We start from the raw sequence: 15036 nt of genomic DNA on the forward strand, positions 1-15036 counted from the left end.
GCGTTAATAACGGTCAGTGCTTTTTTTATGTTTTTTATCTACGAGACTTTCACAGCTCGGCTTTTAAACGGGCGCTTAAACACAGCACCAATATCACCTAAAATAATATATAGGCATGGCACTAATATAAGCGTTATTAACGTTGCAAACATAACAGCAAAGCCAAGTGCTACTGCCATAGGTATTACAAACTTAGCCTGCAGGCTTGTTTCAAACATAATAGGTAATACACCAGCAAAGGTTGTTATAGACGTTAATAGTATTGCTCTAAAGCGGGCACAACCGGCTTCTATTACTGCATTTTTAACGCTAACACCTTCGCGGCGAACTTGGTTTACATAATCGGTCATTACAAGTGAGTCATTAATCACAACCCCTGCTGCGGCAATTAAGCCAAAGCCCGACATTAAGCTCATATCTAAATCAAACCAATAATGACCCCAAATAGCCCCGGTTAAACTAAACGGAATAACCGACATTACAATAAGCGGTTGTGAATAGCTTTTAAGCGGCACAGCTAGCAGTATGTATACTAAAATCATTCCGCCAATAAAAAACATTATTTGCTCATTAGCTTGAGCTTGCTGCTCTTCTATTGCGCCACCAAGCTCTGATTTAACACTTGGGAATTCTTCTATTAGCTGTGGCAGTAGATTTTCTTTTACTTGCTTAACCACTTCGCCTGGCTCAATTTGCTCTTCATCAATATTGCCATAAACATACACGGTACGGTAACCACCTTCGCGGCGTATATAGCTAATACCTGGCGTTTCTGTTAGCTCTACTACATCACCAAGAAGTACTTCTCGCCCCTGTGGGGTAGTAACAACGGTGTGCTTAAGCGATGAAAATGCCTCACGAGTCAGCTTAGGGTAACGTACCATTACGCGTACTTCTTCGCCGTTTCGGATTACACGCTGTGCCTCGCCACCATAAAAACTAGCACCCACTTGATTTGCAATACCGGCTAAATCTAAGCCTAAATCGTAAGCAACAGGTTTAAGGCTCATTTGCACTTCTTTGCTCGCAGGATCTATGGTTGAGCTAATATCAAACAACCCTTTTTGCTGTTGAAGTAATTGAATAAAACGACGACCCGCTTGATTTAAAGTATCTATGTCTGAGCCATACAGTAAATAGCCAAACTCGCCGCCGCCATTACCACCGCCGCCGCCAACATCGTCTTGAATAGTTAACGACTTAATACCAGCAATAGTCGGCATAGCCTCACGCCACCGTCGAGAAAGCTCAAATGCATTGTATGGACGTGAATCTTCGTCAACTAATGGAGCTAGTAACTGCGACTCGGTTCTGCCTTGATTAAATACCAATACATCACGAATAATTTTTTGACCAAATTCACGTTCAGTCTCTTCATCGACTCTAAGTACCATAGCTTCTATTTCACGAATAGCAGCAATGGTTTGTAAGTCAGAAACGTTGTCGTTCATTTCTACTTGAATTTGTGGAAAGTCGTGCGGCACTTTAGGAGTTGGAACTGTACGTACTTTATTAGACGTAATAAGTGCAATACTAATTATAAACATTGCAATAAAAGCAAACAAAACAGTCCAGCGCCAATCAACACACTTAGCAATAAAACGTTTGTATGGGCCATTTACGAAACCAAAAAAGCGTGTATTGAAGCGATCGCGCCAGCCACCTTTTTTAATCGGCGAAAAGTGCGTATGAGCAATGTGAGCTGGCAGTATCAGCTTTGATTCAATCAAACTAAATACTAAACACAGCATTACTACAACGGCTATACCATAAAAGAAGGCACTTTCTGGCCCGCTCGACATTGTGAATGGTGCAAATACAGCAATTGTTGTTAATACACCAAAGGTTGCAGGGGTCGCGACTCGGTTAGCGCCACGCACAACATTTTCTACACCACCGCCGCTTTTTTCAACTTCGGTGTAGGCAGCTTCCCCTATCACTATGGCATCATCCACCACTATGCCGAGCACCATTATAAAAGCGAATAACGAAATAATATTAATGCTAATGCCAAATAGTGGCATCATCATCATGGCCCCTAAAAAACAAACAGGTAAGCCAATCATTACCCAAAGCGCTAGTTTAAAACGCAAGAATAACGACAACATAATTGCCACCAAAATGGCACCTTGAAACAGGTTAGCTTTCATCATATCAAGGCGAGCATTTAGGTAGTAGGTCATATCCATTAATGGCTCTAATCGAATACCTGGCGGTAGCTGCTTATTTTTTTGATCAATAAACGCTTTAACCGAATCAGCAACGGGAATCATGTTTTGCTCTTGCGTTGCTTTTACCGATAAATACACCGCGTTTTCGCCATTAAACTTAAAGTAGCGCTCACCTTCGGTAAATTGATCTTTAATAACTGCAATATCTTGCAGTAAAACTTTAGCGCCATACTCGCCAATTTTTACCGGAATTTGTCTAAACTCTTCACCCGAGTAAAACTGATTCTCGACGCGAACAGAAATAACACCGGCGTCTGTTTTTAGCTGCCCCGCCGAAAAGTTAGCTGAGTAACGGCGTACCGCATTCATCACATCACTAAGGGTTAGATTATATTGGCGCAGCGTATCGGGCTCTATTTCAATTGCTATTTCATCAAGAGGAACATCGTTTACCACTAACGACACGTTAGATAACTGTAGTAACTCATCCTCTATTTGGTTTGCTATAGGCTTAAGCTCTGTAAGTGGTAAGTCAGCAACGAGCGTCATACCTATAACGTCTTGCCTAAACTCAACCTGACTTATGGTGACCGGTTCCATACCCGCCGGAAAAGTCGCAATACCATCAACACGCAACTTTACTTTATCAAGCACATCGGTAAGTTTTGCATCGGTGTTTATTTCCAGGCTTGCTGTACCGCCATTTCTAAATGCGCGATACACGCCTTTTTTAATTTCGGTTATATCTTTAAGTGACTCTTCAACTTTTATAAGAATACTTTCTTCTATTTCCTGAGGAGAGGCACCTGGGTAATTAGCCTCAATATTAATGTAGTTAATCTCTACATTAGGAAACATTTGACGCTGAATCGTAAAGTAACTTATAGCCCCCATAATAATGATAAAAAACATCATTAAATTAGCGGCTACTGAATTATTAGCAAAGTAGGCAATTAGCCCTGTTTGTTTTTGTTGTATTGACTCGCTCATAACTATTACACCCTACAGCTGTTGCGTGTTTGAAGTGCTCGTTTCTGAGCTTTCAGGTTTTGCAGCTACACCTGCAATTTTAACCTGCATTCCTTTTTGCGGGTATTCAGGTAGAGTAATAACAAGTTTGTCATCGGCATTTAAACCGCTGCTAATATAAAAATACTCACCCTCTTCACGAATAACCGTTACTTTGCGAGGCTCTAGTTCTTGATTTTCGTTTACTACCCACACAGTTTGGTTGTTAACCAAAGCTTGCGGTAAACGGTAAATATTATTAAGCATTGCACCTGCAAAATTCACCTGTACGTAGCTGCCAAACTTAATGGCTGGTTGTATGTTTTTAAGACCGTATGGGTCTTCTATACGCACGACTAGACTGCTCATACGCGTAGCGTTATCAACAATCCCTAGGTCGCGGTCAATTACACCTTCACGGGTGAAGCTGTTTAGGCCCTTTTGAATAATCGTTGCGGTAATGCCTTTAATGCGTTCTGGCAAAAAAACGCTATCGAACCCTGCTATAGGAATAATCACTTCAGCAGTTTCAATATTATTAAGCTCAGCAACTTGCGAACCCATAGTGACAAATTGACCAACACCTACATTTCGGCTAATAACCAATGCATCGTAAGGGGCTGTTACTTCACAATTATCTAAGTCACGTTGTGCACGTTTTAATGCAGCTTGCGCCGACTTTACAGATGCCTGCGCACTTAACACTTGAGGCTTACGTAAAAATAAGTCGGTACGCGCTTTACTTGGAAAACGCTTTGCTTCATCTGCGGCTACTTGAGCTTGGGCCTGCTCTTCAATCAAGCCTGCTTGTGCACGAGCAATTTCTGCCTCTGCAACAAGTACTGCTGCTTCGTAATTGTCTTTTTCGATAGTGAATAACGTTTCACCGCGAGCAACGATGCCACCGGCTACAAAATTAGGATGCCAACTTAACACTTCACCCGACACCTGCGCCGAAAGCTGTGTACTTTCAAGAGGCTTTACTTCACCGTAGCTATTAATAATAACTTGATGATCGTTTGCAGCCACTGGCTCAACTTGCACTGTTGGACGAGTATCAATTACTTCTTTTTTTTCTGGCTCTTGTGCAATGGCATTTATTCCCATAAAGCCAACAACACCAACAATTAGCGCTACAAATGGAAAAACCCATCTAAGTGAATTTGTTTGCATATCCTATTATCCCCAAAATTCTATTAACGTCATAATACCAGAGCCATATGAAACATTAAGGTGACATTTGTAAGCAACTGTTACAAGTGCGTATATTAATAGATAAAATAAAGGAAGTAGCTTAAGAAAACGACTAGTATAATAATAAAAAACAAGCAGTTGGTATGATTTTGAAATGAATAATTAAACCTTGTTCCTTGTCAAATATAAAGCTCCTAATTAAATATAAATAGTGCCTTTTAAATACCTTACAGCATGCCCCGTTAAGGTGACGGTTGTATCACCCACTTCACATAGTAAATACCCGCCTCTGCTTGAAGCCTGATAAGCAGTTAACGTAGTTTTACCCAATTGCTGCGCCCAGTAAGGTGCCAAACCAGTATGAATAGAGCCTGTTACATAATCTTCGTCGCCACCGCTTGCAGGCCAAAAATAACGAGATATAAAATCATATTCAGCACTTGCAGCAGTGGCCACTACATCAAGTGGATAAAGCGTTTTTAAAAGCTCTGAGCTAGTTTTTAATTCAAGTATTTGATCGGCGTTTTCATAAATAACAAAGTAGGCTTGTCGATTTTTAAGCACTTTACTCGGTTGTATAGACAGGCCATCAAGCAGTTGCTGCGGCACATTTTGCACTTCAACCGGTGCTTGTTTTGGAAAGGTCATTGCAAAGCTGCCATCAGCGTTTTTATTAACGATTAGCTCGCCCACCGCATCAGCAATAAAGCGAATTTGCGATATGTTATGCTCTTCACTTAAAACATAGGCAGCCGCAAGTGTGGCGTGACCACAAAAATCGATTTCCATTAACGGCGAAAACCAGCGAATAACAAAACTTCCATCGTCTTGCAGGCAGGTAAAAGCAGTTTCAGATACGTTATTCTCAGCGCCAATCTTTAGCATTAAATCGTCACTTAACCACGATTCTAGTGGGATCACTGCCGCATAATTACCTTTAAATAACTCATTCGTAAACGCATCAATTTGATGAATAGCTAATTGCACTTTAATCCCCTAAACTATTTTATATACACGCTGAAGGTAAAATTTCTTTTGGTACTGTTGTTTTATTTTCGCCAACCGCTTGCATGCCAGTTACCGGTTCGTCAAACCCACATAACCACGCAATCGGGCTTGTAGGGCTTCCCGTTACAACTGCGGGTCTGAATGTTAAAACTGTATTTTGCAAAAGCTGTGAAGCTTTATTACCCAAACTAATATGAATAGCACCATTATCAACTGTAATACCCGTTACCCGATTACCAATCAAAAATTTACTTGCAGGTACACCTGCTTGTTCATTACTTGCTGGAAAACGCCTGTTTTCAAGATAATAAACCGTAACGTCTTCTCTAATGGCAGCAGCCATTGCAAGCGGGTCAACAAGTTCTGCTCGTTGTATATACTTACTGTATTGAGGTAGCGCAACCGCAGCTAAAATACCAATAATGGACACCACCACCATCAACTCTATTAACGTAAATCCTTTTGTTCTCATAGCACTTCTCCTAGCATAAATAGTGGTTGATAAGCCGCTTTCACAAATAAGCAAATAGACACAACAATAACCAAACCATAAACAATAACGAGCTTACTTATAAAGCTTTTAATATGTGTATTAAGTAACTTTAGCTGCAGCTTTAGTAGCGCTTTAAATTCTTCTTGGGTTTCTAAACCTAGCAGCTCGCATTGAGCTAAGTGCTCGGTTTGGGGTGTAGAAGCTTTAACACCTTCTTTATGATTACTTGGAAATAATAGCGTGGTAATTAAAGAGTTATGCTCATTAATTAATTGACGAGGAATAAGAAATTTAAATAAACCCGAAAAAGGCTTTAGCTCTGTGAGAGCACTTACATTTTTTAGCTTTAAAATAACGGTAAAAATAACACTCAGCAATAAAACGAGTAAAATAATTGGTACATACCAGTACGTAAAATAATCATCAAATACATGATTTAAAGAAACTGTATGCTTGCTATATATCTCTACAAAAGTAGGCACAACAAAAGACTGATACAACAAAGAGGATAAAACATAAATAACAAATACAATGGTTAAGTAACTAAGCCAGCCCTTGTGCTCAAACTTAAATTCGTTAACTAATTCCGGTAAACATTGATAATACGTAGCTTGCTTTTGCGATGTTGCCTCATCTTGAGATGCAATTTGCGTCGCCAGATTATGCGCTAATTTACTATGCGACCCGCTATTGGCATGCATATTTAAATGGGGCGGTGTACTCAGCTCATCTTTTTGCTCTGTACTTAGTGTTTTAGAGCTATTAACACGGCAAATATAGCCAAACTGATTCCAATTCATACTTTATCCTTTTATTAGATAAAGTAATTTGCCATAAATTAGGCTAAATAGGAACTTAAGTAGCTTGTTTTTAAGCCATTACAGGCCGCATTCTATAATATTGCATACAACCAAATTGCACAGCATTGGTAAGCAGCAGCATAATAAACATAAGTAAGTGCGCCGTGCTTGGAGCCGCTGTTGTAAGCTCAACAACTAAGCCGCAAATACCAGCAATAAACTGCAAGCTAAAGTAGCGCGCGCTTAAATTACTTACATTACCCGTACGCAATGTTTTATAAGTTTGTGGCATAACACGTACCGAACTCATCACAAGGCCAACATACGTTAAAGCGCTTAATACCGTTGCAGTATCGAGGCTTGAATTCAAAAGTAGTGAAAAAGGCAGTAACGAAAAACCTAGCATAGTAAACAACTGTACCCGTTCTCGTTTAGCTGCGTTATAACGTGCAAAAAAATACAAAATAAGTCCGCTTAACGCACCGGTTACAATAAATGGTAACGCAATATAAAAACGCTCAAAATAAATATTGTAGGTTATAAAATAAAGGCTTTGTGCTAACCCAAACGTCATCATCAATAGTGATAAACCTGAAACACTACGATTTTTTCGAATTTTGTTTAGTAATGGTAAAAAACTAAAAACCAGAATAAATGAAGACAATATAGGCAAATAATGCGCCAAAGCAACCTCGATCGTTATATAAATGTTAATTAAACACGGAAATAAAAACATTTAATAAACATTTGTTTTAAAAGGCTTTTACTATGAGCGCGGCATTGTAGAGCCGCGTAAATTTAACTCAACTAAATAAGACATTCTTGTTTTAGGTACTGGCAAGCTAGGTATACAAAAACCGTAGAATTAAGTTCACGGTTTACCGGTTTAATAGAAAGCCTCACCGCCAAACTATTAAATAAAAATGATAGTTGTTATCATGCGCAAGTCATTAGCTGCTGTATATAAAACTACCTATGAGAAAAACTCTTTTTAAAATTCACAGCTGGATCGCTCTAATAGCTATCATTCCATTGATTGTTATTAGTATTACAGGGAGCGTATTAGTTTTTAAAAGTGAAATAGATGGCTTACTTATGCCAAGCAGCCACTTTGTTGTAAATGCACTGCCAGAGCGCATGCCAATCGACACGTTAATTGCCAAAACAGAGCATGCTTACCCTGAATATGTAGTAGGTAGTTGGGAAATATTTAACGATGATACAGCTGATCGGGTTTACTTAGTCAAACGCGGCACAGAGCAATGGTATAAGTTTCATTTAAACCAGTATACGGGTGACATTTTGTCTGAACCTGTTGGTACCAGCCATTATTTTACCGATTGGTTTTTAGAACTACATTACACTTTTTTACTGAACGACTTTAAAAACCTGCCAGGGCAAACAGGCACTGTACTAGGCTTCTTTTTTGCTCTGTTTTTATTGGTATTAGGTATTACTGGGCTTATTATTTATCGTAAATTTTGGCAGCGTCTATTTAGTGTGCGCTGGCGTGCAACACTGCAAATTGTACTTAGCGACATTCATAAAATGACGGGGGTTATAGGATCTCCCATCATTATTATTTTAGCTATCACAGGTGGCTACTTTAACTGGGCGGTGTGGTATCACGAAGTTATTGAACACGCAGAGGAAGAGCACTTTGTACTAACCAAAAACCTACACAGTAGCGATATTTCGTTTCAACGCATACTTGATGACAGTAAAAAGCAAATCCCCACTTTTAACGGTACGTTCTTAGTTATGCCACTCGAGCCTGACGAAAACATTACCTTATTCGGCGAAGTCGATACCGCCAACCCACTTGCTAGTGAGTATGCCAATACGGTTAGCTATAACAAGCTAACAGGCGAGCACATAGCTAACTGGGATATTCGCGAAGTAGGCGTTGGCTGGCAGGTAATTGATAGTTTTTGAAAACTTCATTTTGGCTACTTTGCAGGGCTAATAAGTAAAATACTGTGGTGTGTTATTGGTTTAAGCCCAGTGTGGCTAGCAGGTACTGGTTTTTACTTGTGGTTTACCCGCCGTAAACGTAAAAAACAATCACAAAAAAATCGCTCAAGTAAACGCAGCACAGCAAGTGCTTGATTAAAAACCCACCACATTGTAATGTAAAATTTAACAATGGAGTGGGTTTATGATGTTTTATAAAATAGCAGTCTGTATTACTTTTTTATATTTAGTTGGATGTAACACAACCAAGGTTCAGCAAGTAGAACAACAAGTAGGGCTTGAACAACTATTAAACCATTCTTTGTTTAATAAACTCGACACTCCTTCTGAGTACAGTATTTTCGAGCTGCCAAATGCTGAAAAAGAAAAATTTTTAGCTTATGCCGAAAAACAAAAACAGTCTGAAATCCGTGATGACCGCATAATTTACAACTACCTCGAAAGCAACTTAGCTAACTTTAAATACCACGGCGATACACTTACTTCAGCCCAAGCCTTAAAACTTTCGCAAGGCAACTGTATTAGCTTAGCTGTTTTAACACAAAGCTATGCACAAGCTCTTGGGTTAGAAACAAGCTTTCAAGAAGTTACAAGTAAGCCCATATACGCAAAAGAAAATAATGTTGTTTATGTAGCAAGCCACTTTAGAACAAGAGTATACGCCCCAAAAGTAGAGAAAAAAGATGATAATATTGTTGAATTTTTCAGAGCGGGCACCTTAATTGATTACTTCCCTACCCGTCGCAGTTTTTATTCAAGCAGCGCAGACTATAACGATTTAGTTTCTAAGTTTTACAGTAATTTAGCTGCAACAGCGCTAGCAGACAAACAGCTGGATATTGCTTACTCACTTATTTTACAAGCAAACAAATACACCCCCAATGATCCTGAATTATTTAATATAGCTGGCATTTTACATCGCCGAGCTGGTGATTTACAAAGCGCTAAAAACATCTATCAAGCAGCACTTAGTAATAACGAAATAAGCATTAATTTAATCAGCAACTATCAGCTTTTAGCTAAAAAGTTAGGCGACAAAGAGCTTGTTAAAGAGCTCACCTCACAATTAGTTAATAAAGAAAAAGACCCATACGAATTACTAGTGATCGCTAAAAACAACTTACAAGCTGGCCACGCTCATCAGGCTAAAGCACACCTTGAGCAAGCTATTACTAAAGCGCCTTACATTGCTGAGTTATACTTGGAACTCGCAAAAGTTCGCTATCAACAAGGTAATATTAAACAAACACAAACCTTACTTGAGAAAGCAATTGAACTAGAACGTGATAATCAAAAACTCGATGTATATCAAGCTAAGTTACTGTCGTTACAAATGGACAAATAACTTAGCCAAACCGTGGTTAACTTTAAACGCTAAAGTGAATAATAAAAGCTTAACCAAGCACGCATTTCATCTTCAAAACTGTCGCCTTCTACTCGCGACAGTCCCATATTAAACGTTAAATCGTTTACACCTGCTGGCCCCATTCCAAAACTAAAGTCACCTTGGTATTTTAAGCCGTAGCTTTGTGCGTATACGGTGTCGTCGAGTTGATGTTGCTTATAATAAAGCCACGGCATGCCTTCTTTAAAGCTAAAGCCGCCACCGTAGCCTTGATAGCGCTTTGCAGTTGCACTGTAAAAAGGCAGCTCAGATGAAAGTACATATTCACTATTTTGCTGCTGATTAATAAGATTTGAGCTAAAGCCACCTAATGCAAGGCTGCTGTCGTCACGTTGCTTTTGATCAAAGTTTGCATAAAGAGGAATACCAAACGCTTTACCAAAAATTTTGGCGGCTAAATCATAACCTTGCCAATTATTACTTTTGCTACTGCCATCGTACCAACTCGCATAAATACTTTGGCCTATAGCAAAGTCTTGACGATCATATTGCCAATTTTGAGCAATACCTAAACGCGTCCAACTTTTATGGCTTTGCTTATAATCAGTGTAATTGTAGGCAAGCTCTGGCATTAAACTTAACTGCCCAAATTTAACGGGGTAACTTATTGCGGCAAAACCACCACGGGCATCCATGTCTGCACTTAGACTTTGCTGAGACTGGCGCGATGTATCTAAATTGTAGTCAAACAGTGCAAGTTTCAGTTTTACATCAAGCGCATTATATTTTGCCTGCACATAACCACCGTGCAATGCCCCATCGTGTAAATCAGTGCTATAACCCGCTTGTAAGTCGAGCTGCTTTAATAAGTCGCTACTTTTAATGCTTAAATCTAACAAACTGGTAGAAGCCGAATAATATTGAGAGCCAATCGCGAAAGTAGCGTGCTGGTCGAGCACGTTGTAATTTGTTTGCTCTGTAGTCTCGTGCTTATATATTTTAGCTTTTGGAAGTGTATGTTCGTTTACTATTAGCAGCGGTGCTTTTTTGTTAGCTGCAAACTCAGTAACTACAGTGCTTTTTATAGCTTTTGGCAGTGTTTTTACATTTGGCCCATCTGCAGTTATCGAAAAATAGAGTAACGAGCCATCAGCCATTTCAATTGGGTGGGCAACGGCCTCTTGCCCTTGGGTTAACTTGGTGAGTGTTTTACTCTCTATGTTGTAGTTATAAATATCGGTGGCGCTATTTAAACCTGCAACAAAATAAAGTGACTCGCCATTATGGCTAAAGCTTGGCTGACTTAAATATTGATACCCGTTTGGCATAGGTACTGACAGCTGTTGTTCGCCGTTTATACCTTGTATATACAATTGCCAATTTTCATTTAATGACGTTGATAAATAAGCTAATTTATTTTCATCAGGACTGAGTATTGGGTAATCGTAAGTTGTCTCAAGGCTTTTTGTAAATAATGGTGTGATGGTTTGCGTATTGAGATCAACCTTTACTAATTCAGAGTAGCCATCTCTTATTTGCTCGCCATACAAGGTTTCGCCGTTACTGGTTACGCTAAATCGTCGTATACCAGCAAGTTCGGTAAGTTGTGTAATATTTCCAGTGTCAGTGTTATAGCTAAATATGTCAGACACTTTGTTATAAATACCCGACTCTTCATTGCTGTACGCATTAAAATATAACGTTGTGTTATTTACCCATTGAGGGTTTGCAATACCAGCTCGGTTAATTTGATTAAGCACTTGTTTTTGTTCGCGCTTAAACACACTGGGCGCTGTATCGGGAATATCTTGTGCATCGTTTTCGAGTAGCTCTTTTTGCGCTTTAGTAAACTCTTCTTGCGCTTTAATGTTGTCATCCGAGCTATAAATTATAAGCTTGGTATTACTCTCTTTATCTCGCTCAACAATCGCAATTTTACTACCATCTTTTGAAAGTACTGGGTTACTTGCATATAAGTTAAGCTCAAGCCAAAGTTCACTATTAAGTAACGGCTCCCCTTGCTCTATTTGCATTGCTTTATAGGTATATTCAGCTATAAATCGGCGATATAGCTTGGCTGCACTTTGCCCAAACACACCGCTAAATGCCTCATCAAAATTCCGCGTTTTTACGCCTTGCATTCGCGTCCAAACACTATCGAGTGTTTGTTCTGAATAGTTTTTCTCTAACCAATTTAAAAAGCGACTACCCATTAAATACGCCATTGAGCCTCCCATAAAGCCCTGCTCGCCATTTAACTGCCCATAGGTTGGCAGTGCGCCCTGTTGAGCAAATTCTCGCAGTATTGACTCTGAGTAGTTATCAAACAAACGTCCACGACCCGTCACTTTAGACTCAATCAATGTGGCATAACCTTCGGCTACCCAGCGCGGCGTATCACTGTAGGTTAAGTCGTATAAATCCCATATACCACGTACTTTCTGCTGCCAGTGATTGCGTGTAGGCTGTGCTAAGTGCACTAAGTGAATATATTCATGCAACACAAGCAACTGCTGCCAGCCAGCGCTGTTTGATATAACTGTGTCGGATTGTGGTGGGGTTGTAAAAAGTGCCATTACAGGGTTACTTGAGGTAGGTAGCGCAAAGCCATTTGCTGCATTTAGGGGGTCAAACACCACTACATCAACTGTTTTATCAAGTGCTCTGTTTTGCTGCTCAAGCACTTTGGTGCGTACTATTTCAAGCTCTGTTGCAGTTGACTTAGCAAAAATCAGCATGCTCAATACTGTAGTGAATATTAAAGTGTTCGGTATGAATAGTTTGCCAATCGGCTGCAAAGCTTGGTGCTGCTAGTAATAAAGCTGATGCGATAAGTGTTTTTTTCATGAGCGTCCCTAAAAGAATTCCTTAATACCATCTAGGGTATTATTAAATGTCTTTCATGGGCAGTAAGAAAGTGTAATAAAGCATGTGCAAATGTGTATTTACACATGTTTTACTAGGGGAGTTTACATCCAGCTGCGAGTATCTGACTCAATCTGCTTAATTGTAAAATCAATAATAAAGTCAGCATCTTGCTGCTTTATGTAGGGCATAAATGCAAAGCCTGAAGCAAGTTGTATATACAGGCTTTTTAAGCCTGATTTTCTCATTAAGTATGTACTTATACTGCGTGCACTTTGCGCTTTATAAAGCTCAAAAACACGGTAATGAACGCCAATCATACCTTTGCGTACAACCATATAAAATCGGCCATTATCCTCATGCATGTAATAACCATAACGCTGATACGACAAAGTTACCAAGCCAGAAAACACCACCAAAACACCAAGGCTAATCAAAGTATTAATATCAGCAATAAAACAAAAGCCAAACACTAATACACTGGGTAACAGTGAATAAAAGCCTAAATTTTTATACAAAAGCGCTCGCTCTGCGCGCTTAAAAGCGAGTTTTTTACTATTAAACCACGGGTAAATCCATTGGCATACACTATCAACTTGTTCGCTATTTAATACAGGTAATACTAAGGTTTGTTTATTTTTTTTAGCCGCAACACCGGCTGCTATTCCGCCGCTACTTGCTTGCAAGCACTCAACGGTAAATCGCTTTAGTAATCGCCCCATTAGGTTTTGCTTAATAACAATAGATTGCACTTTATCCATGCTCATTGAAAGCTGATGGCGCTCTAACAAGCCAGCAATACGTTTAAATTTTTGACCTTTAAAATAAAGCTCAAAGTTATAAAAACGAATAAGCGACATAGTCACCGATAGCATTACAGCCACCAAAACTAACAAAACAATTAAGGTGATCATCGCAAAGGTAGCAGCACTGGCCAGCATACCAAGCTCTTGTTGGTAAAAGCCTTCTACTTTCGCAATAATTTGCTTCTCTAAAAAATCGATAATCAAGTTTATAAAAGGGGCAAAAGCAGCGATTGCTAAAATAGCCATATTCGACATTAAACCAAATTTAGCTATTTCTTTATTGCTAATACTTAGGCTGTTTTCGATAATGTCTGTTTCGCTTTGTTCAGTATTTTGTATTTCTTGCTGTTGCTGCGCTTTAAAATCAAATATTTGTTTACGCATTTGCTGTGCGTAATCTTTAGTGACGCCAGGTAAAACAACTTCTTGCGACACACTGCCAGCTGCATCAAAAATACAATTAACTAAGTTTACGGGGGTAAAATAAAATGGCTCGGCAATATTAACGTTTTGCACACGGCCAAATTTAAGCGTAAGTCGCTCTTTTTTAAATACACCTTTGTTAAGCAATATTTCGTTGTCGCTACTAATACAAAACTTAAAATTTAAATAATATAAAAATGAGTAAATAAGCAACGAAATTAGCGCAATCCCACCTGCAACCTGCGCCCAAAACAACTTATTTTCTACTTGAGTAACAAACACGACAAGCATAGGTAGTAAGTTTAAAAGGCCATCTTTTACAAAGCGCACACTAAAGTGCACAACAAAGTATAAAAGCGCCCAGGGCGATACTTTCTGCCAGTAAATAGGGCTCGCTTTATCTTCGATAGTTGTATTACTCATCGACTAAAGCTGCCTGAGTAGTTGCGTCGTCTTGGCGGTAGTTTTGTACAAATTGGCGCATATTTTTACAATCATCATGGGTTAGCCCACTAATTTGTAAATCGGCACTTACACCGCCAGCGCTAAATAATTTAATACTCGCAAGGCTAAGTTTTCGCTCTATTGGCCCTTGGTGTATTTCCATATGCTGTACACGCGCTAAAGGTAATACCGTCACTTGTTGCCAAATAACGCCTTTTTTAAAAGCAATGTCATGATTTCGCACTGCAAAACCTCGTAACCTCACACTTATTATGTTGTACGCCATAGATACGGCCACCAAAATTGGCATACCAATTAGCAAATACGTTTGTGCATTATTAGCAAAGGCTTCATTAAAATAACAAACAGCAATAAGCGCTCCAATTAGCGGTATATAAAACAGAAGCGAGCTAAGCTGTGTATGTAATAAGGCTCTATCAGCCAATGGCTTAAAGCTAATATCACTATGCTTTGGTAAACCCATTATTTGTTGATTGTTAAACAC

At 39.2% G+C, this 15036-nt stretch carries 9 protein-coding genes and 2 pseudogenes; 2 read left to right on the forward strand and 9 right to left on the reverse strand.

Features of this window, described 5'->3' with window-relative positions; all coding sequences use genetic code 11:
• Positions 1 to 38: 38 nt before the first annotated feature.
• From PARC_RS17160 to PARC_RS17185, 6 genes are all read right to left on the reverse strand, one after another.
• Positions 39 to 3161, reverse strand: coding sequence for an efflux RND transporter permease subunit (locus tag PARC_RS17160; RefSeq protein WP_010554540.1), 3123 nt, complete (start codon positions 3159 to 3161; stop codon positions 39 to 41).
• Positions 3162 to 3173: 12 nt separating this feature from the next.
• On the reverse strand, positions 3174 to 4352 hold the full coding sequence (locus PARC_RS17165) for an efflux RND transporter periplasmic adaptor subunit (RefSeq protein WP_007580481.1): 1179 nt from the start codon (positions 4350 to 4352) through the stop codon (positions 3174 to 3176).
• A 219-nt stretch (positions 4353 to 4571) separates the two neighbouring features.
• Positions 4572 to 5360 (reverse strand): PhzF family phenazine biosynthesis protein, encoded by a 789-nt coding sequence (locus tag PARC_RS17170; protein WP_010554539.1) that lies wholly within the window; start codon positions 5358 to 5360, stop codon positions 4572 to 4574.
• A 19-nt stretch (positions 5361 to 5379) separates the two neighbouring features.
• Positions 5380 to 5853 (reverse strand): pilin, encoded by a 474-nt coding sequence (locus PARC_RS17175; RefSeq protein WP_010554538.1) that lies wholly within the window; start codon positions 5851 to 5853, stop codon positions 5380 to 5382.
• Entirely contained in the window at positions 5850 to 6674 is an 825-nt protein-coding gene (locus PARC_RS17180; RefSeq protein ID WP_010554537.1) for a hypothetical protein, read from the reverse strand. The genes PARC_RS17175 and PARC_RS17180 overlap by 4 nt, the downstream gene beginning before the upstream one ends.
• Before the next feature lie 70 nt (positions 6675 to 6744).
• Complete coding sequence (locus PARC_RS17185; RefSeq protein ID WP_033012533.1) at positions 6745 to 7359, reverse strand: PQ-loop repeat-containing protein; 615 nt, start codon at positions 7357 to 7359, stop codon at positions 6745 to 6747.
• Between the two features lie 290 nt (positions 7360 to 7649).
• On the opposite strand from PARC_RS17185, the pseudogene PARC_RS17190 reads away from it, so the two are divergent.
• Positions 7650 to 8783 (forward strand): annotated as a pseudogene (locus PARC_RS17190) (PepSY-associated TM helix domain-containing protein).
• A gap of 49 nt (positions 8784 to 8832) precedes the next feature.
• On the forward strand, positions 8833 to 9993 hold the full coding sequence (locus PARC_RS17195; protein WP_010554535.1) for a tetratricopeptide repeat protein: 1161 nt from the start codon (positions 8833 to 8835) through the stop codon (positions 9991 to 9993).
• Positions 9994 to 10022: 29 nt separating this feature from the next.
• On the opposite strand, the pseudogene PARC_RS17200 reads toward PARC_RS17195, so the two are convergent.
• From PARC_RS17200 to PARC_RS17210, 3 genes and pseudogenes are all read right to left on the reverse strand, one after another.
• Positions 10023 to 12840 (reverse strand): annotated as a pseudogene (locus tag PARC_RS17200) (TolB family protein).
• 122 nt (positions 12841 to 12962) lie between these two features.
• Complete coding sequence (locus PARC_RS17205) at positions 12963 to 14510, reverse strand: PH domain-containing protein (RefSeq protein WP_010554534.1); 1548 nt, start codon at positions 14508 to 14510, stop codon at positions 12963 to 12965.
• The gene (locus tag PARC_RS17210; RefSeq protein WP_010554533.1) at positions 14503 to 15036 is read right to left on the reverse strand and encodes a PH domain-containing protein; all 534 of its coding nucleotides are present in this window, start codon (positions 15034 to 15036) and stop codon (positions 14503 to 14505) included. Before PARC_RS17210 ends, PARC_RS17205 begins: the two co-directional genes overlap by 8 nt.

Origin of the sequence: Pseudoalteromonas arctica A 37-1-2 (assembly GCF_000238395.3) — a bacterium.
GTDB classification, from domain to species: Bacteria; Pseudomonadota; Gammaproteobacteria; order Enterobacterales; family Alteromonadaceae; genus Pseudoalteromonas; species Pseudoalteromonas arctica.